Raw genomic sequence first — 24,807 nt, forward strand, 5'->3', positions numbered from 1 at the left:
GATATTTTAGAAGGCGGCGGGATGGCCAACACCATCCCGGCCGCCTTTTTTCATAGCCGACACAGGAGAATTCGGGATGCCAACCATCAAGCACACACGCCTTGCCACCGCCCTGCTGCTGGGAGCCTTCGCGGCCTCGGCCATGCCTGCCCACGCCGAACTGCAAGCCACGGGCGAGCCGCCCGCCGCGAAACAGCAATGGAAGGCTGTCACGGTGGCCGAGGGCGTGCGCCAGCCGTGGGGCATCGCCTGGCTGGGCGAGGGGCGCGCGCTGGTCACCAGCAAGCAGGGCACCTTGCATCTGCTGAATGGAAAGACTTTTACCGACGTGGCGCTGGAAGGCATGCCCAAGGTGTTTACGGGCGGGCAGGGCGGCCTGCTCGATATCGTGCTGCACCCGCAGGATGCCAACACGCCGAACCCGCGCGTGTACATGACGGTGTCGACAGGCACGAATGACGCCAACCGCACGACCCTCGTGCGCGGCGTGTTCGACGGCAAGAAGGTGACGGGCATCCAGACCCTGTTCAAGGTGGCCACGGACAAGAGCGGCGGCCAGCATTTCGGCTCGCGCCTGCTGTGGCTGCCGGACGGCACTTTGCTGATGAGCGTGGCCGATGGCGGCAACCCGCCGCTGCGCATCGGCGACCGCCTGGCGCGCGAGCAGGCGCAAAATCTGGCCACGCACCAGGGTTCCATCCTGCGCCTGACGGAAGACGGCAAGCCGGCACCGGGCAACCCGCTGGCCGCCAAGGGCGCCTTGCCGGAAATCTGGTCGTACGGCCACCGCAACGTGCAGGGCCTGGCGCTCGATCCCGTCTCCGGCCGCGTGTGGGCCACGGAACATGGTCCGTATGGCGGCGACGAGCTGAACCTGGTGGTGGCGGGCGGCAACTACGGCTGGCCCCTGCAAAGCTATGGCGCCGACTACACGACGCACGAACCCGTGGGCAAGCATGAGGTGGCGGGCATGATCAATCCGAGCGTGGCCTGGGTGCCGTCGCCGGCGCCGTCCGGGCTGGCCGTCTACACGGGCGACAAGATTGCCGCCTGGCGCGGCAGCATCTTCAGCGGCGGCCTGGCGGCCAAGGATATCCGCCGCATCGCCGTCGATGCGAACGGCAAGGTGACGGGGCAGGACCGCCTGGCCATCGGCGCGCGCGTGCGCGACGTGCGCCAGGGCCCGGATGGCTACCTGTATGCGCTGACGGACGAAGACAATGGCCGCTTGCTGCGCATCGTGGCGCAGTAGCACGGCAGGCGCCGTCTTCCTTTAAGATGGCGCCTTTATTCAAGACAAGGTGGCGGCATGGCCCGTGATACTTATGCATACCGGCACGTTGCCGTCGAATCGCGCGCGGTCAATGGGCGTGTGGAAATGCGCCCCGTGCCGGGCCAGGCTTTTTCGCCCGAGCTGGCCGTGCAGTGCTCGCGCCGCCTGGCCGACCTGCAGCGCTATCCGCTGGGCAGCCGCTTTTTGCTGTTCGCCAAGCTGACGGACCGCCTGGGCGGCACGCCTTTCCTGTATGCGTATCACGGCGATGCGGACGTCCTGATGACGCCGGCCGAAGTGACGAAATTCCTTGGCGAATTTCGTCGCGGCCGTATCTGAGCCAGTTTTTTCGCTAGGCCTTGCAGGCAGCGGCACCGGCGGCCACCTGCGGCGCGGCGCGCGGCTTGCCGAAGATGGCAATCGTCACGGCGCAGCCCAGGGCGAACAGGCCGCCCACCACCATCGCGCTTGATACGCCCAGCCGGTCGACGGCCATGCCGCCCAGCAAGGCGCCCGACGCCAGCGACACCTGCACGATGGCGACAAACAGCGCGCTGCTGCCTTCCATCAGCTCCGGCGCCGCCTTGAACATCCACGTTTGCACGGCGATCGGCATGGCGCCGAAACCGAAGCCCCAGATGGCCACCAGCAGCATGGCCGTGACCGAATGGCTGCCGAACGCGGCCAGGGCCAGGGTGGACAGGCCCAGCACGGCGCCCGTCACCATCAGCGCGGCCCGCTCGTAGCGGCCGGCGGCCCAGCCGCCCACGAGGTTGCCGATGAAGCCGGACGCGCCATAGACGAGCAGCATGGCGCTGACCGTGCCGGCGGCCAGGTGCGAAATCTGCGTGAGGAAAGGTGCGATATACGTGTAGGCAGCGAACTGGCCCGTGAACAGCATGGCCGTGGCGATCAGGCCCAGCCTGGCCTTGCGGATGCCGAAAATCATCGGCAACTGGCGCAAGCGGATGGCTTGCGTCGGTGGCAGCTTGGGCAGCAGCAACAGCTGGCCGATGAAGACCAGCACGGCAATGGCGCTGGCCGCGCCGAAGGCGACGCGCCAGCCCACGAGATCGCCCACGAGCGCGCCGGCCGGCACGCCCGCCACCGTGCCCAGCGAGACGCCGGCAAAGATGATGGACATGGCGCGCGACGCATGCTGCGGCGCCACCAGGCGCGGGCCGATGGCGCTGCCGATGGCCCAGAAGCCGCCCACGCCCACGCCCAGCATGGCGCGGCCCAGCAGTATCCAGCCAAACGAGGGCGCCAGCGCCACCAGCAGGTTCGATGCGACCAGCAGCGCCGTGAGCGCCAGCAGCACGATGCGGCGGTCGAGGCGGCCCGAGCCGACGGTGACGAAGATGGCGGCAAATGCGGCAACGATGCCGGGCGTGGTGATCATCAGCCCCGCCTGGCCCTTGGTGATGGCCAGTTCGGCAGCCATGGCCGGCAGCAGGCCGACGGGCAGGAATTCGGACGTGACGAGGGCGAAGGCGCCGATGCCGACCGACAGGACGGCCAGCCAGGGCGCGACGGTGGTATCGTCGCTGGGGGCCGCCGTGGCGGATGGGGAAGCAGGTGGTGTGTGCATGGTGGGGTCCTGAAAAGCCGAGAGGTTTTTAACCGGTCGGTATATAATCAGGGAAGGCAGACATTGTTGTCAATAATTTTTTACCGAACGGTATGAAACAAGATAAAAAAGACGAAACCGTCAAGGCGAAAACGGGCCGTCCACGCACCTTCGATGCGGACGAAGCGCTCGATTGCGCCATGAAGGTATTCTGGGAAAAGGGCTATGAAGGCAGTTCCCTGCCGGAATTGACGAAAGCCATGGGCATGAACCGGCCCAGCCTGTATGCCGTCTTCGGCAACAAGGAGCAGTTGTTCCACAAGGCGATCGAACGCTACAGCGACACGCGCATGCGGTTTTTCGACGCGGCGCTGGAGCAGCCGACGGCGCGCCAGGTGGTGGAAGCCCTGCTGACGCAGTATGTGGATGCGCAGACCATGCCGGACGGTCCGCACGGCTGCATGGGCGTGAATGCGGCGCTGGCCTGCAGCGACGACGCCTTGCCGATCCGCGATGAATTGTTCGCGCGCCGGCTGCGCGGTGAAATCAAGTTGCGCGACCGCTTGCGGCGCGCGAAGGAGGAGGGGGACTTGCCGCCCGATTCCTGTCCCGAGCAGCAGGCGCGCTTTGTCGTGACCCTGTCGCAGGGCATGGCCATCCAGGCGGCGGCGGGCGTATCGCGCGAGCAATTGCAGCAGATGGTGGGCTTGTTGCTGCGCAATTGGCCGCTGTAGCTAGCCGCTGGGGGCGATGGTCTTGGCCAGGTCGCTGGGCGCCTTGCGCCGCCAGGCGGCCGTCAGGGCGGCGGCCAGCATGTCCAGCTCGGCATCCGCCAGGCGTACCGTGATGCCGGCCAGCCGTTCGCCCCACCACAGCTTTTCGCAGCCGGACGGCGTGATGACGGTGGCGATATGCGCCGCTTCCGCATCGAGCAGCACGTTGATGTGCTCGTCGTCGGGCAGGGTGGCAAAGATCTTCCCGCCCACGCGGAAGGCCGGACGGTCGTGGTGTTCTTCCTCGGTGGCGTCGGGAAACGACAGTGCCAGATAGCGTAGTTCTTCCAGGTCGACCATTCCTCTTTCCCCCAGTTCGGATAGATAGCAGCGTGACTACATTTTGCCATGCTGTTTCGCCCCGTGGTGCAGCGGCATGCGAAAAGAAATGCGCAAGATGCGACACCGGCACGCCCGGTTGTGGTGCTTGCGCGACAGGTGCGCAGGCGCGTTCAGGGGCCTGGCGCCCGTGCGGCGCGGCCGTCCAGGCCGTTTTCCCCGCTTGTCGCGCGATTGTCATAAAAATATCTTACATGGCTAAAAGAAAAATACTTTTCTTCCAAGGAATTTAAGATAGAATAGACTCAACGTTTCACCTGACCCGTCAATTGTCTGGCCTTGTCCCGGGAACCCGAACCCTTTCCAGGACGCTTGCAGTGCCGCCATGGCACGCCGCAAGTCCGCGAAGTTTTGCGGAAGCTACGCCCCCGACCGCTCATTCCTGCACTTTCCCGCGCTATGCCGACACGCCTCAATGCAGCGTGTATTCAGCTCAAGCGCTCTCACGCCTGCTGCGCCCGTTGAATACTTACTGATTGGATATCCATCATGAAAAACTTGCCTAAAATCGCTTTGTCCCTGATCGCCGTTGGTGTGTTTGCCCACGCGAACGCCAGCACCATCACCGTCTCCACCGGCTACTCGAACGCAGGCGCGCAAGCTTCCGCCGCCGCCTACCAGTCCGTGGTGAATGCCGCCGTGGCCACGCCGGGCGCCGGCTATGGCACGACGACGATTGCCAGCTACAACAATGTCACGAATAGCAGCCTGTTCGGCAGTGGTTCGAACGTCGCCTTCAAGTCGGTGATCAACTTCGGCGTCAGCGCGGCCAATGCAGGCGCCTGGAGCTTCCGCAGCGGCGTCGACTTCGGCAATGGCGGCGCCCTGTTCCTCGATGGCGTGGCGCTGGACTTCAAGAGCAGCGACCTGTGGTGGGCCGGTAACTACAATAGCAGCAGCCAGTTCCTCGCCGGTTCGAGCACCCTGTCGGCAGGCAACCATACCTTGAGCATCTTCGGCCTGGAAGGCTGCTGCGATGGCGGCCAGCAAGTCCAGTTCAAGGCAGGCAACGGCAATTTCACCAGCTTTTCCAGCACCGATGGCCTGGTGTCGGCCGTGCCGGAACCGACCACCTACGCCATGCTGCTGATCGGCCTGGGCCTGCTGGGCTTCACGGCGCGCCGCAAGCAGGAAGCCAAGTTCTAAGCGCAGGTTCCAAGCAGCGATATTGCGCGCGCCGTTCGGCGCGCGTGAAAAAGCCCGCCGCTCCGTCAGGATGCGGCGGGCTTTTTGTATGTGCGTACTGTCAGTCGCCGCTGTCGTCGTCTTCGTCGGCGCCCTTGGCCGTCTTGCCGCGCTCGGCGTCGACGGCGCGCTGCAGGCTGGCCGCATCGCGGAAGAACGCTTCCGTCGTGTGATTCGGGCTCAGGCGCAGTGCGGGCGGGTAGATCACGGACATGTAGGCCTCGTCGGCCAGGCGGCCGCTGATCTGCAGGTTGCTCAGCAGGATCAGGGTCGAACCCACGATGGCCAGCACGACGGCCACGAGGCCGAAGCGGCGCGGATGCTGGGGTTTGATCGTGCACAAATGGTAGTAGATCATCACGCAGACGATGACGATGAACATATGCCGTCCGTAGCGCGTCAGCACTTCCAGCGACAGCGCATACGCGGCCACATTGCTGCCCAGTTCCAACACTTCCATGGCCAGCAAGCCGCAACCGATGATGAACAGGTGGCGGCCGAAGCGCGCCACATGGCCGAACAGGCGGTTTGCCACGGCCCAGATCGATGCCCACACGAGGCCGCCGGCCAGCGCGTAGGCGATGATCATCAGGTAGGAAATCGGGTCGAACGCATCCGCGTCGCCCAGCCAGTTGCTGAAGGCGGCCGAGGCACCGATCATGGCCAGGCCGGCGATGGCGGGGCGCAAGCCTTCCCAGTCGTGCCGGGTGGTGTCGCTCAGTTCGGGCGCCACGCGATGGTCGCAGGCGCGCACGCGCAGGCGCGTGTGGCCCAGGCGCACGATGCTGTTGCCGCTCAAGGCCACTTGCAATTGCCGCTGGCCCCGGTGGATCACGCCATTCTGGCTGCCCAGGTCGCGCAGCAGCAGGCCGCCCGCACCGTCGTCCTCGACGATGGCGTGGCGGGCCGCCGCATGCGCATCGTCGAGGATGAAGTCGTTGTCGTAGCCGCGCCCGATGTGGATCGGCAGCGCATCGATGCGCTGGCGCTGCTGCACCTCGCCATTCTCGGCCAGGATTTCAAGGTAGTAGGGCGGCTTCATGGCTTGCGCGCGCCGGTGGTGGCGGGCGCGCGCGACAACGCCTCGAGGAAGGTGCGCGTGACGCGCATGCCGTTGGCGTAGGACACGCCGCGCGCGTCGATGCGGCTTTGCAGGCTCATGAGTGGCTCATCGGTGCTGGCGGCCAGCAGGGCAAAGTCGTACAGGCCGGTAAACTTGCGATAGGCGCGCACGCACAGCACGGCGCGCAGGGGCAGGGTGGCGTTCTTGACGAACTGTTCGGTGCAATGGGGCCCCGTCAGGTGCACGCTTTTATAGCTGCCGAAACTTTCATTCTTGAACGAGGTACTGGCCAGCTCGGAAAAGCGCAGCGCGCCCAGTTCGCTGCTGCGCAGGAATTCGTGGCGCATAGACACTTGTCCCGTCTGCAGGGCGCCGGAGATGAAGATGGCCGATTCCATGGCGCAGCTGGTGTTGTCGAGCATATAGGGCTTGTCGGACTTGACGTTGGAGCGGCCCCAGCAGCGCATCTGGTCCGATTCGCGCACGGGCACGCGGTACGGTCCCATGGCTTTCAGGCTCAGGGGCGTGTCGAGCAGGCGCGCCAGCATGACTTCCTGGTGCGCCAGCAGCTGCGCCGTCACCAGCGGCTTGAAGTCTTTCGGCGGCTTGCCCTGCTGGGCCACCCTGGCCAGCAATTGCTGGGCATAGCGGGCCGGCACGAGAAAACTGACCAGTTCGCCATCGAGGCGCTTCGACACATTCACGCCGGCCACGTCGCCGCTGGCCGTCACGCTGGGGCCGCCGCTCATGCCGGAATTGATCGGTCCCGTAAACATCAGCTGGTCATAGAAGCTGCGCGTGACGACGCCGTTGTACGAGCCTTCCGAGATGGCGAAGCCCAGGTCCAGCGGATTGCCCATCGAATACAGATACTGGCCCTGGGTCAGGGGCGCCAATGGTTCCGGCATCTTGAAAAAGCCCGTGCCATGGCGGTTCACGCGCAGCACGGCCAGGTCGTGCAGCACGTCGACGGCCAGCAATTCCACATTGCCGCGCTGGCCGCCCGTGTCGACCCATTCGCCCACGTAGGTGTCGGGATCGAGGGCGAACTGGGACACCACATGATAGTTGCTCACCACCAGGTCGCCCGTACCGATCAGGAAGCCGGAACCCACGGACGATTGCGTGCGGCCATTTTTCAGCAGCACGCGCACTTGCAGGATGTCGGCGCGCGCGGCCGTGTACAGTTTTTGCGCGGCAGACGAGGGCGGCGGCAGGGCCGCATGTTCGGTGGCGGCGGGCGCGGCGGTGGCCGGCGGCGGCTTGATGGGGGGAGTCGAAGCGGCGGTGGCCGCGGCTGGCGAAGGCGCCGGGGCCGCGTGCGCGCCTGCGGCAGCGCACAGGCTGGCCAGCAAGAAGGCGAAGTTAGATAATTTCATGCATCCTTTGTGCGTGGGCAGGAGCGGGGCCGGCGCGGCGCGGCATCGCGCACGCGCCAGCCCGGGGGATTACAGGGCGCCGTCTTCCAGCGCCGGCGCCGTCTCCGGCGTCATCATGTGACCGAGCTTGCTTTGCTTGGTGTTCAGGTAGTGCTGGTTGAAGGCGTTGCGGTTGACCAGCAGGGGCACCCGTTCGGCCACCGTGATGCCCAGCGCTTCCATGGCGGCGATCTTGCGCGGGTTGTTCGTCATCAGGCGCAGGCTGTGGATGCCGAACTGGGCAAACATGGGCTTGCACAGGGTGTAGTTGCGCGCATCGGCCTTGAAACCCAGCTGTTCATTCGCCTGCACGGTGTCGGCGCCCGCCTCTTGCAGGCGGTAGGCGCGGATCTTGTTGATCAGGCCGATGCCGCGCCCTTCCTGGCGCAGGTACAGCAAGATGCCGCGGCCTTCCTCGGCGATGCGTTTCAGGGCGCCTTCGAGCTGGGCGCCGCAGTCGCAGCGCTGGGAAAACAGCACGTCGCCCGTCAGGCACTCGGAATGCACGCGCGCCAGTACCGGTTCGCCGTTGCCGATATCGCCCAGCACCATGGCCAGGTGTTCCTTGCCCGTGGCGTGCTCGACAAAGGCGTGCAGGGTGAACTGGGCCCACGGCGTCGGCAGTGCGCAGGAAGTCGTGTAATCCAATTCGCCTGTCGCCAGGAGGTCTGCGCCGCTTTGCATGGTTGTGCTCATATAGGTAATTGTCAAAAATAAAAGGCGCGCCTGACCACTCCGGTGCCGGCGCGCCCTGTCATCATACCAAAAAGCAGGAGAAGCCATTTCCCCTGGCTGAGATTTGAAGGCTGGAATGCCTGGTGATATTCCTCTAATTGCGGCCGGATCCGCCTTTTGCAAGGCGGCTGGCCTTGCCGAAGCCCCGCTCCACCAGCAACAGCATGCCGCCGAAGATGGACAGGTTCTTCAGGAAATTCGTCAGCTGGTCCTGGAAGTGGGCCGCGTCCGCGCTCCAGAACGCGTGGAAGATCACGGTGGTCGGAATCAGGAACAGCGCCAGGGCCAGCGCCGCCCAGCGCGCCTGCCAGCCCGTGATCAGCAGCAGGCCGCCGCCCACTTCCAGGGCGATCACGCCGACGAGCAGGATGTTTGCCAGCGGCAAGCCCTGGCTGGCCATGTAGCCGGCCACGCCCGCAAAGCCGCCGATTTTCAGCAAGCCCGAGACAAAGAACAGCACGCCAAGGGCGGCACGGCCCAGGGGCAACAGGATATCGGTATTGTTTTTCATGATGATTTTTTTTTCTTTATATTGACTGATGCATTAATTAGGCAAGTCGAACAGCAGGAATTCCGCATCTTCCGCTTGGGTAATACTCACGCTGGCTTCCTGCGTCAGTTTCAGCGCATCGCCCGCTTTCAGGGGCGTGCCGTTGACCACCAGGCTGCCGCGGATCAGGTGCACATAAGCGAGGCGGCCTTCTTCCAGCGCGTGTTCGGCCTGTTCGCCTTCCTGCAGGATGCTGGCGTAGATGGCCGCATTCTGGTGGATCAGCACGGAACCCTGGCGGCCGTCGCCAGAAGCGATCAGGCGCAGCTTGCCCCGTTTGCTGTCCGGCGAGAAATGCTTCTCTTCATAGCTGGGCGGAATGCCCGTCACGTTCGGCTGGATCCAGATCTGCAGGAAGTGCAAGCCATCCGTGTTCGAATTGTTGAACTCGCTGTGGCGCACGCCGCTGCCGGCGCTCATGCGCTGCACGTCGCCGTAGTGCAGGACGGAACCGGTGCCCATGCTGTCCTTGTGTTCGAGCGCGCCGTCGAGCACATACGAAATGATTTCCATGTCGCGGTGGCCGTGCGTGCCGAAACCCTGGCCGGGCGTGACCCTGTCTTCATTGATCACCAGCAAGGGGCCAAAGCCCATGTGCAGCGGATCGTGGTAGCTGCCGAAGGAAAAGCTGTGGTGGGAATTGAGCCAGCCGTGGTTGGCGGCGCCGCGTTCTTCGCTGTGACGAATCTGTAACATGGTGAACTCCGTTTCTGGTAAGTGAATGTGCGATAATTTCGAAGGGCCGTTGCCTGGCACTTGCCGTGGCGCCGATTCTGCCCTTCGCTGTACGATGGAGAAAGTATAGGCGCCCCTGTCCAGAAAGAAAAACGGAAAATCTACCGTACTATGATCGAAAAAATCGAATGTTAAGACTGAGCCTGGAAGCCTTGCAAATTGTCGACGCCATCGACCGCCGCGGATCGTTCTCGTCGGCCGGCAAGGAGCTGCATAAAGTCCCGTCCACCATTTCCTATACGGTGGCCAAGCTGGAAGACGACCTGGGCGTGCAGGTGTTCCAGCGCAACGGTCCGAAAGTCATGCTGACGGCGGCCGGGCAGGAATTGCTGAAAGAGGGCCGCTATCTGCTGAAGGCGGCGCAGGACCTCGAGCACCGCGTGCGCAGGGTGGCATCCGGCTGGGAAACGGAATTGTCCATCGGTATCGATTCCATGTTTTCCGCCGTGGCCCTGGCCGACGACGTGCGCGCCTTTTACGAGGTGGCGCAGCAGACGCGCTTGCGCCTGTCGCAAGACACCTTGTCCGGCACCTGGGAAGCGCTGCTGGACCGGCGGGTCGACTTGCTGGTGGGTGCGCCTGGTGACGGGCCCGCAGGCGGCGGCTATATCGCGCAGCCGATCGGCATGCTCGACTTCGTGTTCACCGTGGCGCCCACGCATCCGCTGGCGCAGGTGGCGGAACCCCTGTCGCGCGGCCACCTGCAGCAGTACCGGGCCGTCGTCGTGGCCGATTCGGCGCGCCAGATGGCGCCGCGCACCGTGGGCTTGTTGCTGGGGCAGGACGCCTTGAGTGTGCCCAACATGCAGGTCAAGTTCGACTACCAGGTGCTGGGGCTGGGTTTTGGCTTCCTGCCGGGACCGTGCGCGCGCGCCGCCATTGCGCGCGGCGTGCTGGTGGAAAAGGCCGTGGAAGAGCCGAAACCGTCGGAAACGTTTTACCTGGCGTGGCGCGTGGGCGAGGATGGCGCGGCGCTGCGCTGGTGGATGGCGCGCATGCGCGAGCCGGATGTGTTTGCCCGCCTGGCGCTGCATCTGCCGGGCCGCGCCTGACGCCGCACCCAGCCATTCTGCGTAGGTCTTAAAATGTTGACATACGCCAACATTTTTAAGTTACCATATTCACAGTATTTCCAGTCTTTCCCGCCCGACCTCCATGCCCCATAGTGGGATTTTGATGATTACACACACTGCAGCGCTCCTGATATGTTCCCCCGACCTGGTCCTGGCGTGGGGTTGCCATGCTTGAGGCGAAGGTTGCGCTGTGCCTGCGCCTGGCCCAGGATGCCCGTGAACAGGCGGGGCCGCAGCAGGCCGCCACCCTGGCGCGGCTGCAGGACGAGCTGGAGCGGCTGCGCGGCGCCAGCCGGCCCGTGGTGCGCGTGGCGCCGCCCGACGCCTTGCTGGAAATCGACCCGGATGGCTTCCTGATCGGCTGGAACCATGGCGCCGAACAGATGTTCGGCTATTCCGAACTGGAAGCGCTGGGCCAGCACATCCTGTTTCTGTATCCGGAAGACGACGCGGAAGCGAGCGTGCTGGAGCTGCATTTCACGCAGGGCGACGTGGCCACCGACGTGCGCCGGCGCAAGAAGTCGGGCATGGTGACGTGGCTGCGCATGCACCGCCACGTGATCCACGACCAGGCAGGCAAGGGCTGCGGCATGGCCGTGCGCCTGTCGGCCATGAGCGAACCGCTGTCCGACGTGGACAAGGTGAGGTTGCACGCGCGCATCATCGAAGACAGCGAGCAGGCCGTGCTGATCACGGATGCGGAAGAGCGCATCGTGTCCATCAACAGCTCGTTTAGCCGCATCACCGGCTATTCGCCCGCCGAAGCCATCGGCCGCACGCCGGACTTGCTGCGCTCGGGCGTGCACGATCCCGATTTCCGCGCCAAGGTGCGCGCCGCCATGCGGGGCCACGGCTCCTGGCGCGGCGAGATCATCGGCAAGCGCAAGAATGGCGAGCTGTTCCCGCAAGACGTCACCATCAGCGTCGTGCGCGATGAATTCGGCGAAATCAGCCATGTGTTTTCCCTGTTTTCCGATATCTCCGTGCACAAGGATGCCGAGGCGCGCATGCAGCGCATGGCCAACTACGACAGCCTGACGGGCTTGCCCAACCGCTGCCTGCTGAACCAGCTGGTGGACCAGGGCCTGGCCGAAGCGAAGCGCCAGGGCACGCACGGCGCGCTGATGGTCATCGACATCAGCCGCATCGGTTCCATCAGCGACACCCTGGGCCATGAAGTGGGCGACCAGCTGGTGATCGCCATCGGCCAGCTGTTCCGTGGCGCCCTGCGCGACGCGGACATCCTGGCGCGCGTCGACAACAGCAAATTCGTCGTGGCCCTGCTGCATATCGAAAAGCGCGAGCACGCGGCAAACGTGGCGCAAAAACTGCTCAACTTGCTAGAGGCGCCCATCAACATCGAGACGCACGCGCTGCACGTGGGCGCCAGCATCGGCATCACCGTGTATCCGGAAGACGGCCTGGAAGCGCCGGCCCTGTTCCGCTTTGCCGACGTGGCCGTGGCCAAGGCAGGGCAGACCATCGAATCGACCTTCCTGTTTTACCGCGAAGACATGAACCGGCGGGCCAAGGAGCATTTGCGCCTGGAAAGCGAAATGCGCCTGGCGCTGGGTGACAAGGAGCTGGAATTGCATTACCAGCCCAAGGTGAGCCTGGCCAGCGGACGCATCGTGGGCGCGGAAGCCTTGCTGCGCTGGAAGCATCCGATGCGCGGCATGGTCTCGCCCGGCCTCTTCATTCCCGTTGCCGAGGAAACCAGCCTGATTCTGGAACTGGGCACCTGGGTGCTGGACGAGGCTTGCCGCCAGATCCGCAGCTGGGAAGACCGGGGCCTGCACATGCCGGCCATCGCGGTCAACCTGTCGGCGCGCCAGTTCGACGAGCAATTGCCGGCGCGCATAGCGGCCGTGCTCGAACGCTACCAGGTACGGCCCGAGCAGATCATGCTGGAAATCACGGAAAGCCTGTTGATGCGGGGCGCCGACAAGGTGATCGACATCATGAACCAGCTGGTGGCCATGGGCCTGGCGCTGGCGCTCGACGATTTCGGCACCGGCTATTCCAGCCTTGCCTACCTGAAGAAATTCCCCATCAGCACCCTGAAAATCGACCGCTCCTTCGTCATCGGCTTGCCCTTCGAGGAAAACGATTGCGCCATCGCCCGCGCCATCGTCACCATGGCGCAGCAGCTGCGCCAGGAAATCGTCGCCGAAGGGGTGGAAACGGCCGAGCAGATGCGTTTCTTGCGCGAACTCGGTTGCGACCAGCTGCAAGGCTATCTGTTCAGCCCGGCCGTGCCGGCATCGGAATTCGAAGTGATGCTGGGCGAGGGGCGGCAGCTGCGCCTGGAAGCGGTGGCGTAGCGCCTGGCAGCCTGGCCATGGCGCTGGCGCCGCACGACGGCGCGCTAAATGCGCAGCATCCCGCGAAAGCCCCGGCCCGCGTAATACGACTCGGCGCCATTGTGATACACGAATACCTGCTCATAGCGGCGGTCGCAGAACAGGGCGCCGCCCAGCGCCCGGATGCTGGTCGGCGTGGCTATCCAGCTCGAGGTTTTCCGGTCGAACGGTTCCAGTTCCTGCAACTGGCGGTACTGCGCCTGCGTCAGCAGCTCGATGCCCATCGCTTGCGCCATGGCCATGGCGCTGCCGGTCGGCTTGTTGGCCTTGCGCGCAGACAAGGCCGCCGCATCGAAACACAGGCTGCGGCGCCCCAGCGGACTTTCTGCCGAGCAGTCGCAAAACGCGACGGCGCCCTTGTCGCTGGCGTGCCCGATGACGTCCGGTTCGCCGCCCGTGTCTTCCATCTGCTGCAATACCGCCAGGCTGGCGGGGTGAAGGGCCAGTCGCGCCAGCACGCTGTCCCACGTCCAGCCCGGATGGCGGTGCATGTGGCGGCCGAAGCGCGCCTGCAAGGTGTGGATCAAGTCATCATGCATGGCGCGGCTCCCTGGAAGTGCAACGATATCGACGATATGGCTGATTATAGGGCGCGATGCGTGCCAGCGGCGCTCATCCCAGCTTTACTTTTTCCAGCAGGTAATCGAGCATCACGCGCACCCTGGCCGGCACTTGCAGGCCCGGCCCCACGAAGACGGCGTGCACGAGTTCCCGGTCGCCCGGATTGTAGTCCTGCAGCACGGGGAGCAAATCGCCGTGCTCGATGTCGCGCAGCACGTGCTGGCGCGAAAAACGTCCCAGTCCCATGCCCGCCAGCACCAGCTGGCGCATGCTTTCGCCATCGCTGACGCAGGTATTGCCCTGCGGCGTCACCTGCAGCGTTCCGCCTGCGCCATCGAGGAAGGGCCAGGTTTCGTTCTGGCAGCGGAAATTGAAGGCCAATAAATTGTGTGCGGATAATTCCTGCGGCGTGCGGGGCAGGCCGTGCTGTGCCACGTAGGCGGGCGACGCCACCACCAGCATCGGCTCTTCGCCCAGCTTGCGCGCCACCAGGTTCGATTCCTTCAGCTTGCCCGTGCGGATGGCAATGTCGGTGCGGTCTTCCAGCAGGTCGACGACGGCGTCGCTGACGACCACGTCGAGCACGATGTCGGGATAGCGGCTGGCGAACTCGGGCAGGATGGGCAGCAAGTGGCGCACGCCGAATGGCACGAAACAGTTGATGCGCAAGCGCCCGCGCGGCGCCGCGCCCTGCGCCGCTTCGCGCTCGGCGCCGTCGATATCGTCGAGGATGCGCTTGCACTGGATAAAAAAGGCGTCGCCCTCGGGCGTGGTATGCAGCTGGCGCGTACTGCGCTGCAGCAAGCGCGTGCCGAGCCGCGCTTCCAGCCGGCTGACCAGCTTGCTGACGGCCGACGGCGTGAGGGCCAGGCGGCGCGCGGCGGCGGAAAACGCGCCCGTTTCCACCACGGCCACGAAGACGCCCATCTCGAACGAACGGTTGATGTCTTGCCGGGCCATTATTGAATCCATTTCACAGGTGTTTCCATTATTAGAGTCTATATCAAAAGTACTTCCCTCGATACACTGGCTGGCTTGAACCATTGCTGGAGCCACCATGACCACCATACCCCCTGTTTCCACCGCCTCGGGCAAGATGCCGCCCGGCGTGCTGGCGCTGGCCGTCGGCGCCTTTGCCATCGGCGTCACCGAATTCATCGTCGTAGGCATCTTGCCGGCCATTGCGAAGGATTTGCATATTTCCATCGAATCGGCCGGCTCGCTGGTCAGCCTGTATGCGCTGGCGCTGGCCATCGGCACGCCGCTGCTGGTGCTGCTGATGTCGCGCCTGCCGCGCAAGACAGCCTTGCTGGGCTTGATGAGCGTGTTCCTGGCCGGTAACCTGCTGGCCGCCTTTTCCCACACGTTCGAGCTGTTGCTGCTGGGGCGAGTCATCACGGCCGTGGCGCATGGCACCTTCTTTGCCATCGGCGCTACCGTGGCGGCCAGCCTGGTCAGCAAGGAGCAGGCGGGCAGGGCGATTTCCGTCATGTTTGCCGGCTTGACCCTGGCCATGGTGATCGGCGTGCCCTTCGGCAGCTTCCTGGGCAACCTGATGGGCTGGCGCTTGCCCTTCTTTGCCGTGGTGGTGCTGGCCGCGCTGGGCCTGGCGGCCATGGCTCGCTGGCTGCCCGCTGGCTTGCAGCAAGGCAAGGGCGGCAAGCCCATGACGCAGCTGGCGGCGCTCGGCAGCGGCCCCATCCTGACCATGATGGCCGTCACCACGTTCGGCTTCGGCAGCAGCTTTGCCGCGTTTACCTTCATCACGCCCATCCTGACGGATGTGACGGGCTTTTCCGCCACCATGGCCAGCGCCTTGCTGATCGTGTTCGGCATCGCCACCTTTGCCGGCAACCTGGCGGGCGGCTACCTGACGAGCCACCTGGGCTGGCAAAAGGCCTTGCGCGTGATGCTGCTGTTGCTGGCAGCCACGCAAGTGGGCGTGGCCCTGAGCATCAGTTCGCAGTGGATGATGACGGTGATGCTGTTCGTCTGGGGCGTGTTTGCCTTCGGCCTGTCGCCCGCGCTGCAAGCCGGCATGCTGGCCACGGCCGAGCGCTACACGCCGCGCGCCGTCGATTTCGCCTCGGGCCTGAACATTTCCGCATTTAATCTCGGCATTTCACTCGGTTCCATGCTGGGTGCGCTGATGGTGTCGCGCCAGCTGATGGCGTCGTCGCCGTGGGCAGGCGTGGCCGCAGCGCTGCTGGCCCTGCTGCCGCTGGCCTGGCTGGCGCGCCGCAACCTGGCGTCGCACGTCGCTGGCGCGGCCGTGCATTGAGATTCAGGTATGCACGGCGGCGGCTGGCGCCGTGTTCTTCATGCGCTGCGCCATGTAGGAACTGCCCATCGATGCCGCCATGATCATGGCGATGGCCAGCCATTGCGCAGTGTCCAGGCGTTCGTCGAGCAGGATGAACGCCAGCATGGCGGCCACGGCCGGTTCCATGCTGCTCATGATGCCGAATGCTTGCGGCGTCAGCCGCTTCAGGGCCACCATTTCCAGCGAGATCGGTATCGCGCTGGAAATGAGCGCGACACCCAGGCCCACGGCCAGCACGACGGGCGAGAGCAGGGCGGCGCCGCTGTGCGCCACGCCCACGGGCAATACCACCAGCGCGGCCATGGCCAGGCCCAGCGAGACGGAGTGTCCCGCATGCAAATGGCTGGCGCGCTTGCCGAAGATAATATAGGTGGCCCAGCAGACGGCGGCTGCCAGCGCGAACAGTACGCCGGTGGGGTCCAGGTTGCTGATGTCGTGGCCTAGCGGCAAGAGCAGCGCCAGTCCCGCCACGGCCAGCGCCACCCAGACGAAGTCGAGCGGACGGCGCGAGGCCAGCAGCGCCACGGCCAGCGGGCCGGAAAATTCGATGGCCACGGCGATGCCAAACGGTATCGTGCGCAAGGCCATGTAGAAGCACAGGTTCGTCAAGCCCAGCGCCCCGCCGTACAGGGCCACCGTACGCAGGTCGGCGCGGCTCAGCTGCCAGCGCCACGGGCGCCAGAACAGCAACAGCAGCAGCGCGGAAAATCCCACCCGCACGGCCGTCGTGCCTTGCGCGCCCACCAGCGGAAACAGGCTGTGCTTGGCCCACGACGTGCCCAGTCCCAGGCAGGTGACGGAGCCGAGGATGGCCAGCAGGGGAATCAGCGAGGAATAGCGGCGTAATGGCATGGTGATAAAAGGCTTGATATCGGAATGGTGAAAGTTTATTGTGTCTGATCCGATATTTGCACTCCATTTTGACCATCATGACGCAACTTTCGCTCACGCCTGACCCCGCCCTCGATGCCTTCGACCTGGCCATCCTGGACATCTTGCAGCGCGATAACACGACGTCGCAGCGCGAAATCGCCCAGGCCGTGCACTTGTCGGCGCCGGCCGTGCAGCGGCGCATACGCCGCCTGCGCGAAAGCGGCGTGATCCGCAACGAGGTGGCCGTGCTCGACGCGAGCCGCCTGGGCCGCCCCCTGATACTGACGGTGGAAGTGCATTTGCACGACGAGCATCCGCTGCGCACGGCCGGCATGCGCGCGCGCATCATGGCCGAACCGGCCATACAGCAGTGCTACGGCATCACGGGCGAGGCCGATTACCTGCTGGTGATCACGGCCAGCAGCATGGCCGAATACGAGGCGCTGACGGAGCGCCTGTTCGGCGGCGACGACAATATCCGGCGCTACCGCACATCCGTGGCATTGACCTGTCTCAAGATGGGCTTGCACGTACCGTTGGTATAGCGCAAAGGCCACGCAAATGACCATCTCCAAAAAAACACTGGCCGCGGTGACGGCAGCCATGCCCGCCAGCATGGCTGCCGCCGTGGCCGGTCATGGCTGGGTGCGCGCCGACGGGGGCGCATCGGATGCTGCCGTCTACTGCCTGCAGGGCCAGGGCGCTGCGCCCGACCTGTACCTGAAGCATGGCGTGGAGGCGGCCGCCGCCGATATCGCCGATGAAATGGCGCGGCTGCGCTGGCTGGCGCCATACCTGCCCGTGCCGGCCGTGCGCCAGTTCGCCCGCGCGGCAGACCCGGAGCAGGCATGGCTGCTGATGACGGCCATGCCGGGCACAACGGCGTCCGCAGTGCTGGAAGCGAACCCTGCGCTGGGACCCGCCGTGGTCGACGCGCTGGCGGCATTCCTGCGCCGCCTGCACGCGGTCCCGGTGCGCGACTGCCCCTTCGATGCCGGCCATGCGCTTCGGCTGGCCCAGGCGCGCCAGCGCATCGATGGCGGCCTGGTCGATGCGGATGATTTCGATGCCGAACGGACGGGCTGGACGGCGGAACAGGTGTGGGCGGCGCTGCACGGCTGCCTGCCCCTCGCGCCCGACCTCGCCGACCTCGCCGACCTCGTCGTCACGCATGGCGACTTCTCGCTGGACAATATCCTGATGCACGAAGGCGCCATCGCGGGCTGCATCGACGTGGGCCGGGCCGGTGTTGCCGATCGTTACCAAGACCTGGCCATCGTCTGGCGTAGTCTCGGTGAGTTGGACGCCTCGCTGCAGCAAAGGTTGTTGCGGGCCTATGGGATCGTTGATGCCGATCAAGGCAAGCTGCAGTTTTACTTGCTGCTGGACGAGCTGTTTTGAGGACGAGCCGGCAGGCAGCCGCTTGCCCTCTGGCATCATCGGCGGAACGAATCGGGCCTATCCTGTCGGTGTATTCGACGGCAACGATGACGTGAGGCCAGGAAGCGCACTGCCGCGGCGTGAGTGCCGGGCGGCCATTACTGGTCGGATTCGTCGCGCCCGGCGTCGCGTTCCCGGCAGCTCAATGAGGCGTAATGGCCCTTGGGCAGCCGGGTCTTGATGGCAACGTCGTTCAGTGCACGCCGGATATCGACGGGGTCGGTCAAGGTGCAGCGCTGGGCGCGGGCAAACGCCTGCAGCTTCTGCGTGCTGCCATGTACCTTCACGGTGACGCCGGCGCCGGGGCTGACGCAGCAGCCTATGTATTGCGTGATGTATTCTTCCTCGATGAGTACCAGTTCATGTCCCATGAAGCTGGCGGGCTTCTTGAGCAGGTAGTAATCGGTGTAGTCGGCGCGCTGGTCGGGGCGCTTGCCGATGTAGCCTTCGCGCATGTAAGCCTGGATGGCCGTGCCGGAAGTGCCCACCCTTTGCGTCGTGCCCTTTTTCAGGTGCAGCGCCTGGAGCAGGCCGCTTTCGAGCCCAGTATCGGTAACGGCAGCAGTAGCAGCGGCTGCGGCGAAGGCGCTGGCGCAGCAGGCGGCCAGCAGAAACGTGCCGGTCAGGCGGCGCGTGCGTTTCCATTCAGTCATGGGAGTGATTTTTGGCATACATTGCATACGTGAAGAGATGGGAAGCGCAGTGTAGCCCACGCCGGCCTGGACGCGTGGCACAATGCGTGATCCGCACGCCACGTGCCACTCACCACAGGATTTTCATGACCCGCGCCATCCTCGACGAAAGCCAGATCCATCCCGCCGCCCGCCCCTTGATCGGCAGCAGGCACGCGGACATCGTGCGTGCAGTGCAGACGGCCATTGCCGCGCATCAGGTGGTGGTGGTCGGCATGGCGCTCAATCCGTTTCCGCGCAAGGCGCGCAAGATCCTGGACGTGCTGGGCACGCCTTACCAGTACTTGCAATACGGCAGTTACTTGAGCCAGTGGCATCGCCGCAATGCGCTCAAGATGTGGACGGGCTGGCCCACGTTCCCCATGATTTTTGTCAACGGCGTGCTCATCGGCGGCGCCAGCGAGCTGCAGACGCTGGTGGAAAATGGCCAGTTCAGCGCCATGCTGGCGAAGAAAGTGCGCGAGTTTTAAGCGCTGCCTTACTCGCCCGGCCGCCACGGCGACTTGCGCGTGCGCAAGGGATCAAGCAAGCCGCGCAAATCGTTGTGGTCGAGCTCATACATCAGCGCAATCAGACTGCCCAGTTCGCCCGAGGGAAAGCCCTCGCGCGCGAACCAGCCCAGGTAGTGGCCGGGCAAGTCGGCCAGCAGCCGTCCCTGATATTTCCCATATGGCATTTCGCGCGTGACCAGCAGCGCCAGTTTTTCTGAATTCATGGTGGTACTCCCAAATGCTTGCGCCGCAGTGTAGCAGACGGGCACGAAGGTACCTGGCGGCTGGCACGTGATTTTTTGCATGTCACTGACGATATTGGTCCATGGTGTTGGGCCAGATCAAATGATCGGCGAATCGCGTCACGCGGGGCGCGCTGGCGGCGCATACTGTTTTGGCAGCGCGTGGTGCTACCGGCAGGCAGGTACGCCCCGGTGAGCGTGGCCATGGAAAGGGAGAGCAATGATGCGAACGGCTGTCGCCTTGCGTCGCCGGCGGTGGTGGCGAGCACTGATCGTCGCTTGCCTGGTCTTGCTGGCCGCTTGCCACCGGCCGGCGCCCGCGAATAGCGAGGATCCCGGCTGGGTGGAGCGCGCCGATCCCCGGCACAAGATTGCGCTGGTGTTCGTGCATGGCATCTTTGGCAGCACGCGCGGTACGTGGACGAGCGGGAATGGCGAAAGTTTCTTCCGCCTCCTGAAAAGTGATGCGCGGCTGGGACCGCAAGTCGATACCTACGCCTTTGGCTTCAGCTCCAACATCATGGCGGGCGGCTCGCTCGATATCCGCGAAGCGGCCAACAAGCTGCAAAGTTATCTGCAGCCTTCCGGCGTACTCGACTACCCGGCTATCGTGTTTGTCGGCCACAGCATGGGTGGACTCGTCATCATGCGCTACCTGGCCAATAATCTGGACAAGTCCCCCGAACTGGCCGAAAAGGTGCCGCTGATCGTTTTGTTCAGTGCGCCCATGGAGGGCGCGCAGGTGGCGCAGCTGGCGGACCTGGTGGCGCGCAATCCCGCGCTGTCGAACCTGCGGCCGGTGGACAGCAATGACGTGCTCAAGCAGCTCAGCGACGACTGGGCCAGCCTGGCTGCCAAGCCGCGCGTCAGTTGCGCCTATGAAACAGCCAATGTGAGTGGCGTGCGCATCGTGCAATGGGGGAGTGCCACGCGCGTGTGCATCGGGCGCCCGGTGGCCATCGACAATGCCGACCATATTTCACTCGTCAAGCCGGACCGGGCCATGCATCCTTCCTACATGTTCCTGTCCGGGCAACTGATTGAGCATGTGTTGCCACTGCAGATGGGGGCGCGGCTGGAATTGCCCGACTTTCAGCGCAACAAGAACGTCTATACGTTTACCCTGACCACGCCTGAGGAAAACGCCCGGCTGATGAATACGGGACGCGGCAGGATGAAGTACTGGATCGGGGAGAAATCCAGCAAGGCGCTGCTGGTGTCGCCAGGTGCAACGCCGCAGCAGATCAAGGGCGAGAGCACCGAGTGGCTGACGGTGGCTCTGCGCGTTGACGCCGATCAGGCCTCCTACGCATTCACGCTACAGAGCGATTTGCCTTCCCATCAAAAGGTGCAGGTACAAGTGCTCGTGCCTGATTTGGGCCAGTTGCGCCAGGGCCATCAGCGCAATGCCGTCAAGGTCGCGGCCGACCTGGCAAATTTCCTGCGCGACGGGGCCAGGACGGGCGATCTTGCCGCATTGCAGAATGATCCACAGCGTCTCAATGAGCAACTGGCAATGGTGGCGCGCAAGGCTCTCGGCGAGCGGATCGAGCGCCTGCCCAACGCCGAGCAGTGGTTGCTGACGGCGGACTTGCTGGCCGCGGCCAACCTGACCAATATCGCTGCCACGGCCTTGGCGCATAGTGCCGGCATCGACACGTTTTACCAACCGGCAGCGCAGGAACTGCATAAAAAACTGCTGGCACAAGGCCGCGCGGACTCGTGGCTGCGTGAGAGGGCTGATACGTTGATCGCGCATGACATTGCCGGAAGGCCACATGACATGGTCTATGCGGGAGATCCTGTTCAGCTGGCATTGATCACGCCCGTCATTCCTGCATGGCTGGATTCGGACGATTATCGGCAGGCTTCCCGCAAGCTGGTACACGAAATGTCTGCCGTGACATCGCTGCGGCGGGATGCTGCCAGTCTGGAGGTGGCGGCCGAGAAAATGCCGCTGGAAATGGCGACGATGGTGCACAAACGGGCCGCACTGGCGCAGCCTGTGCTGCCGACAGCGACCGGGGCGCCGAAGATGTTCGCGCCATCTGCCATCAGCGCTGGCCAGGTGCGTCCGGACGGGCCCGGCCTGGAGTGGCAGGGAGAGATGCCGCTGGGCACCGGCTTGCCACAGCAGGAAATGCTGCAGAAGTCACAGAAAGTAGAACAATTGGAGAATGAGAAGAAACTGAAGGACATACGGGATGTGCAGAAATGGCAGAAGTGACAAAATGCACACAAGACAGTAATGCGTGGAAGACGGGAAGGGAGGGCGGCAGGAAGCTGCAGAAATAGCCGGCAATGCCGCTGCATGACGGCGCCTTGTAGCGGCATTGCCGCTTGGTGTACCAGCGTGGCAATATATGATTATTGATTCATGCGCAAGTATCTTCTGCCTGATGAGGTATTTTTCGAAATAAAGAAAGCCCCGATACTGCAAGCCTCGCACTTGCATCCACTTATATCGGAGTCTTTCATGCCCATTGCCTTGCTCGCGCTGACCCTCAGCGCATTTGCCATCGGAACCACCGAGTTTGTCATCGTGGGGCTCTTGCCCACGATCGCCGCGGACCTGGGCGTCAACCTGCCGTCGGCCGGCCTGCTGGTCAGCCTGTATGCGTTGGGCGTCGCCGTCGGCGCGCCTGTCCTGACTGCCCTGACGGGCAAGATCCCCCGCAAGACCCTGCTGCTATCCCTGATGGTGCTGTTCACCCTGGGTAACTTGCTGGCCTGGAAGTCGCCCGGCTACGAAACCCTCGTCATCGCCCGCATCCTGACGGGGCTGGCGCATGGCGTGTTCTTTTCCATCGGCTCGACCATCGCCACCTCGCTGGTGCCGAAGGAGAAGGCGGCCAGCGCGATTGCCATCATGTTTACGGGCTTGACCGTGGCCCTGGTGACGGGCGTGCCGCTGGGCACCTTCATCGGCCAGCATTTCGGCTGGCGCGAAACCTTCCTCGCCGTCTCTGCGCTGGGTTTGATCGCCTTTGTCGGCAGCCTGCTGTACGTGCCCTCGACCATCCAGCACAGCAAACCGGCTTCCCTGCTGCAGCAAGTGCAGGTACTGGGCCAGCCCCGGCTGCTGCTGGTGTACGCCATGACGGCCGTCGGCTATGGCGGCTCCTTCATCGCCTTTACCTACCTGGCGCCGATCCTGCAACAAGTGTCGGGTTTCAGTGCCGGCGCCGTGGGCGTGGTGATGCTCGTGTATGGCGTCTCCGTGGCCTTCGGCAATATCTGGGGCGGCAAACTGGCCGACAAGAAAGGTCCTGTCAGCGCCCTGAAACTGATCTTCCTTCTGCTGGCGGCCGTGCTGCTGCTGTTGACCTTCACGGCGCCGCATCCCGTGCTCGTCGTCGTGACCGTGCTGCTGTGGGGCGCCGTAGCCTTTGGTAATGTGGCTGGCCTGCAAGTGTATGTCGTACAGCAAGCCGAACACTTCACGCCCCGCGCCGTGGACGTGGCTTCGGGCTTGAATATCGCCGCTTTTAATCTGGGCATCGCCGGCGGCGCCTGGGGTGGCGGCTTGATCGTGGAGCACCTGGGCCTCGTGCACACGGGCTGGATCGGCGCGCTGGTCGTGCTGGGCGCATTCGGCTTGACGGCCCTGAGCGGCCGCCTGGACCGTCTCAATCCCATTCCCGTGCGCACGGGTAGCGAAAAGTCGCTCCATGCCGTGGGCCACTAAGCTGGCCTGAGATTGGTCGGGGCCGCAGCGTCCCGGCTGGCCTGGCCTGCAAATAAGTTGCTGGCAGAAAACAGCAGAACGGATGAGCACAGGGTTTAGAATAGGACTTACCTTCCTCCAGCCCATACTTCCCATGTCCGAAACCGCCACTTCCCCCTTGCGCCTGCGCACCGATATCAATCCGAAACCGCTGGGCGTTGCCCTGTTGCTCATCGTGCTGGGCGCATGGTACCTGGCGCAAACGGTCGGCATCAACCAGGCCGCGCTGTACGTGGTGGGCGCCTTGCTGGGCATCACCTTGTATCACGCGGCCTTCGGTTTTACGTCCGCCTGGCGCGTCTTCATTGCCGATGGCCGCGGCGACGGCTTGCGCGCGCAAATGCTGATGCTGGCCGTGGGCGTGGCGCTGTTTTTCCCCGCGCTGTCGGCCGGCACCCTGTTCGGCACGCCCGTCGCGGGCCTCGTCTCGCCGGCCGGCACTTCCGTGATCTTCGGCGCCTTCATCTTCGGCATCGGCATGCAGCTGGGCGGCGGCTGCGCTTCCGGCACCTTGTACACGGTGGGCGGCGGCAGCACGCGCATGCTCATCACCCTGGCCGCCTTCATCGTGGGTTCCGTGATCGGCACGGCGCACATGCCGTTCTGGACGTCCTTGCCGCAACTGAAGCCCATTTCCCTCGTCACGACCCTGGGCCTGGCGCCCGCGCTGGCGCTGAACTGGATCGTCTTCGCATTGATCGCCGGCATCACGGTGTGGGTGGAAAAACGCCGCCATGGCAAGCTCATCACCCCGGCATTGCGCCCGGCGCACGCGTCGCCCTGGCTGCACGGCCCGTGGCCGCTGGTGGCGGGCGCCATCGCCCTCGTCGTGCTGAACTTTGCCACGCTGGCGCTGTCGGGCCGCCCATGGGGCGTGACGTCCGCGTTTGCCCTGTGGGGCGCAAAGGCCGCGTCCGTGGTCGGCATCGATACGGCCAGCTGGGCCTACTGGTCCACCAAGGCCAACGCCGCCGCGCTGGCTGCGCCGCTGACGCAAGACAAGACTTCCGTGATGGACATCGGCATCGTGCTGGGCGCCATGCTGGCAGCGGCGCTGGCCGGCCGCTATGCGCCCGTGTGGCGCATCCCGCGGCGCTCGCTGATCGCCGCCATCGTGGGCGGCTTGCTGCTCGGCTATGGCGCGCGCCTGGCCTACGGCTGCAATATCGGCGCGTATTTCAGCGGCATCGTCTCGGGCAGCCTGCACGGCTGGCTGTGGCTGGTCTGCGCCTTTCTTGGCAACGTCCTCGGCACGCGTTTGCGTCCGTGGTTCGGCCTGGAAGTGGAGAAAGTCAAGCCTAGCGGCTGCTGACGCCGGCGTCAACAGGGGCTTTGCTGTATATTTCTGCCCCTGTTCACCTTTGCCGCCAGCGCAATACCC

25 protein-coding genes are annotated in these 24,807 nt (G+C 64.5%); 13 read left to right on the forward strand and 12 right to left on the reverse strand.

Features of this window, described 5'->3' with window-relative positions; translation table 11 throughout:
• Positions 1-76 precede the first annotated feature (76 nt).
• Entirely contained in the window at positions 77-1,252 is a 1,176-nt protein-coding gene (locus GCN75_RS14710; RefSeq protein ID WP_152283164.1) for a PQQ-dependent sugar dehydrogenase, read from the forward strand.
• A gap of 57 nt (positions 1,253-1,309) precedes the next feature.
• Positions 1,310-1,612: a hypothetical protein gene (locus GCN75_RS14715; RefSeq protein WP_152283165.1), complete on the forward strand. Its 303-nt coding sequence runs from the start codon at positions 1,310-1,312 to the stop codon at positions 1,610-1,612.
• Between the two features lie 13 nt (positions 1,613-1,625).
• Here the strand turns inward: GCN75_RS14715 and GCN75_RS14720 are convergent, their stop codons facing one another.
• Positions 1,626-2,864: an MFS transporter gene (locus GCN75_RS14720; protein ID WP_152283166.1), complete on the reverse strand. Its 1,239-nt coding sequence runs from the start codon at positions 2,862-2,864 to the stop codon at positions 1,626-1,628.
• 92 nt (positions 2,865-2,956) lie between these two features.
• Here GCN75_RS14720 and GCN75_RS14725 point away from each other — a divergent pair, with 92 nt between their 5' ends.
• Positions 2,957-3,577: a TetR/AcrR family transcriptional regulator gene (locus GCN75_RS14725; RefSeq protein WP_152283167.1), complete on the forward strand. Its 621-nt coding sequence runs from the start codon at positions 2,957-2,959 to the stop codon at positions 3,575-3,577.
• Here the strand turns inward: GCN75_RS14725 and GCN75_RS14730 are convergent, their stop codons facing one another.
• Entirely contained in the window at positions 3,578-3,916 is a 339-nt protein-coding gene (locus tag GCN75_RS14730) for an MmcQ/YjbR family DNA-binding protein (RefSeq protein ID WP_152283168.1), read from the reverse strand.
• 528 nt (positions 3,917-4,444) lie between these two features.
• Between GCN75_RS14730 and GCN75_RS14735 the strand changes: the two genes are divergently transcribed.
• A complete protein-coding gene (locus GCN75_RS14735) occupies positions 4,445-5,101 on the forward strand; it encodes a CCXG family PEP-CTERM protein (protein ID WP_152283169.1) in 657 nt (218 codons plus the stop codon).
• A 100-nt stretch (positions 5,102-5,201) separates the two neighbouring features.
• Here the strand turns inward: GCN75_RS14735 and GCN75_RS14740 are convergent, their stop codons facing one another.
• The 5 genes from GCN75_RS14740 to GCN75_RS14760 all read right to left on the reverse strand — a co-directional run bounded on the left by GCN75_RS14740 (position 5,202) and on the right by GCN75_RS14760 (position 9,602).
• Entirely contained in the window at positions 5,202-6,182 is a 981-nt protein-coding gene (locus GCN75_RS14740) for an FHA domain-containing protein (protein ID WP_152283170.1), read from the reverse strand.
• Entirely contained in the window at positions 6,179-7,582 is a 1,404-nt protein-coding gene (locus GCN75_RS14745; protein WP_152283171.1) for a S1 family peptidase, read from the reverse strand. The genes GCN75_RS14740 and GCN75_RS14745 overlap by 4 nt, the downstream gene beginning before the upstream one ends.
• 69 nt (positions 7,583-7,651) lie before the next feature.
• Entirely contained in the window at positions 7,652-8,305 is a 654-nt protein-coding gene (gene ribA, locus GCN75_RS14750) for a GTP cyclohydrolase II (protein ID WP_070224093.1), read from the reverse strand.
• Between the two features lie 145 nt (positions 8,306-8,450).
• The gene (locus GCN75_RS14755; protein WP_152283172.1) at positions 8,451-8,867 is read right to left on the reverse strand and encodes a DoxX family protein; all 417 of its coding nucleotides are present in this window, start codon (positions 8,865-8,867) and stop codon (positions 8,451-8,453) included.
• A 33-nt stretch (positions 8,868-8,900) separates the two neighbouring features.
• On the reverse strand, positions 8,901-9,602 hold the full coding sequence (locus GCN75_RS14760) for a pirin family protein (protein ID WP_152283173.1): 702 nt from the start codon (positions 9,600-9,602) through the stop codon (positions 8,901-8,903).
• 167 nt (positions 9,603-9,769) lie between these two features.
• On the opposite strand from GCN75_RS14760, the gene GCN75_RS14765 reads away from it, so the two are divergent.
• Positions 9,770-10,693, forward strand: coding sequence for a LysR family transcriptional regulator (locus GCN75_RS14765; RefSeq protein ID WP_152283174.1), 924 nt, complete (start codon positions 9,770-9,772; stop codon positions 10,691-10,693).
• Positions 10,694-10,881: 188 nt separating this feature from the next.
• Positions 10,882-13,038, forward strand: coding sequence for a putative bifunctional diguanylate cyclase/phosphodiesterase (locus tag GCN75_RS14770; RefSeq protein ID WP_152283175.1), 2,157 nt, complete (start codon positions 10,882-10,884; stop codon positions 13,036-13,038).
• 44 nt (positions 13,039-13,082) lie between these two features.
• Here the strand turns inward: GCN75_RS14770 and GCN75_RS14775 are convergent, their stop codons facing one another.
• Positions 13,083-13,616, reverse strand: a complete 534-nt coding sequence (locus tag GCN75_RS14775; protein WP_152283176.1) for a DUF4256 domain-containing protein — start codon at positions 13,614-13,616, stop codon at positions 13,083-13,085.
• Between the two features lie 73 nt (positions 13,617-13,689).
• A complete protein-coding gene (locus tag GCN75_RS14780; protein WP_226941399.1) occupies positions 13,690-14,610 on the reverse strand; it encodes a LysR family transcriptional regulator in 921 nt (306 codons plus the stop codon).
• 85 nt (positions 14,611-14,695) lie between these two features.
• On the opposite strand from GCN75_RS14780, the gene GCN75_RS14785 reads away from it, so the two are divergent.
• Positions 14,696-15,919: an MFS transporter gene (locus GCN75_RS14785; protein WP_193317517.1), complete on the forward strand. Its 1,224-nt coding sequence runs from the start codon at positions 14,696-14,698 to the stop codon at positions 15,917-15,919.
• Between the two features lie 3 nt (positions 15,920-15,922).
• Here the strand turns inward: GCN75_RS14785 and GCN75_RS14790 are convergent, their stop codons facing one another.
• The gene (locus tag GCN75_RS14790; protein WP_152283178.1) at positions 15,923-16,813 is read right to left on the reverse strand and encodes an EamA family transporter; all 891 of its coding nucleotides are present in this window, start codon (positions 16,811-16,813) and stop codon (positions 15,923-15,925) included.
• A gap of 77 nt (positions 16,814-16,890) precedes the next feature.
• On the opposite strand from GCN75_RS14790, the gene GCN75_RS14795 reads away from it, so the two are divergent.
• Entirely contained in the window at positions 16,891-17,379 is a 489-nt protein-coding gene (locus GCN75_RS14795) for an Lrp/AsnC family transcriptional regulator (protein WP_152283179.1), read from the forward strand.
• Positions 17,380-17,395: 16 nt separating this feature from the next.
• Positions 17,396-18,235 (forward strand): APH(3') family aminoglycoside O-phosphotransferase, encoded by an 840-nt coding sequence (locus GCN75_RS14800; protein ID WP_226941400.1) that lies wholly within the window; start codon positions 17,396-17,398, stop codon positions 18,233-18,235.
• A 137-nt stretch (positions 18,236-18,372) separates the two neighbouring features.
• On the opposite strand, the gene GCN75_RS14805 is transcribed toward GCN75_RS14800, so the two are convergent.
• A complete protein-coding gene (locus GCN75_RS14805; protein ID WP_152283180.1) occupies positions 18,373-18,927 on the reverse strand; it encodes a hypothetical protein in 555 nt (184 codons plus the stop codon).
• A 125-nt stretch (positions 18,928-19,052) separates the two neighbouring features.
• Between GCN75_RS14805 and GCN75_RS14810 the strand changes: the two genes are divergently transcribed.
• Complete coding sequence (locus GCN75_RS14810) at positions 19,053-19,436, forward strand: glutaredoxin (protein ID WP_152283181.1); 384 nt, start codon at positions 19,053-19,055, stop codon at positions 19,434-19,436.
• A gap of 8 nt (positions 19,437-19,444) precedes the next feature.
• On the opposite strand, the gene GCN75_RS14815 is transcribed toward GCN75_RS14810, so the two are convergent.
• Entirely contained in the window at positions 19,445-19,681 is a 237-nt protein-coding gene (locus GCN75_RS14815; protein ID WP_071076391.1) for a DUF3820 family protein, read from the reverse strand.
• A gap of 238 nt (positions 19,682-19,919) precedes the next feature.
• Between GCN75_RS14815 and GCN75_RS14820 the strand changes: the two genes are divergently transcribed.
• From GCN75_RS14820 to GCN75_RS14830, 3 genes are all read left to right on the forward strand, one after another.
• Positions 19,920-21,926, forward strand: coding sequence for an esterase/lipase family protein (locus GCN75_RS14820; protein ID WP_152283182.1), 2,007 nt, complete (start codon positions 19,920-19,922; stop codon positions 21,924-21,926).
• A 249-nt stretch (positions 21,927-22,175) separates the two neighbouring features.
• Complete coding sequence (locus GCN75_RS14825; RefSeq protein WP_152283183.1) at positions 22,176-23,387, forward strand: MFS transporter; 1,212 nt, start codon at positions 22,176-22,178, stop codon at positions 23,385-23,387.
• Positions 23,388-23,520: 133 nt separating this feature from the next.
• Complete coding sequence (locus tag GCN75_RS14830; protein ID WP_152283184.1) at positions 23,521-24,738, forward strand: YeeE/YedE family protein; 1,218 nt, start codon at positions 23,521-23,523, stop codon at positions 24,736-24,738.
• Positions 24,739-24,807: the final 69 nt, after the last annotated feature.

The sequence above is a fragment of the Janthinobacterium violaceinigrum genome (assembly GCF_009208555.1).
In the GTDB taxonomy this organism is placed as follows: Bacteria; Pseudomonadota; Gammaproteobacteria; order Burkholderiales; family Burkholderiaceae_D; genus Janthinobacterium; species Janthinobacterium violaceinigrum.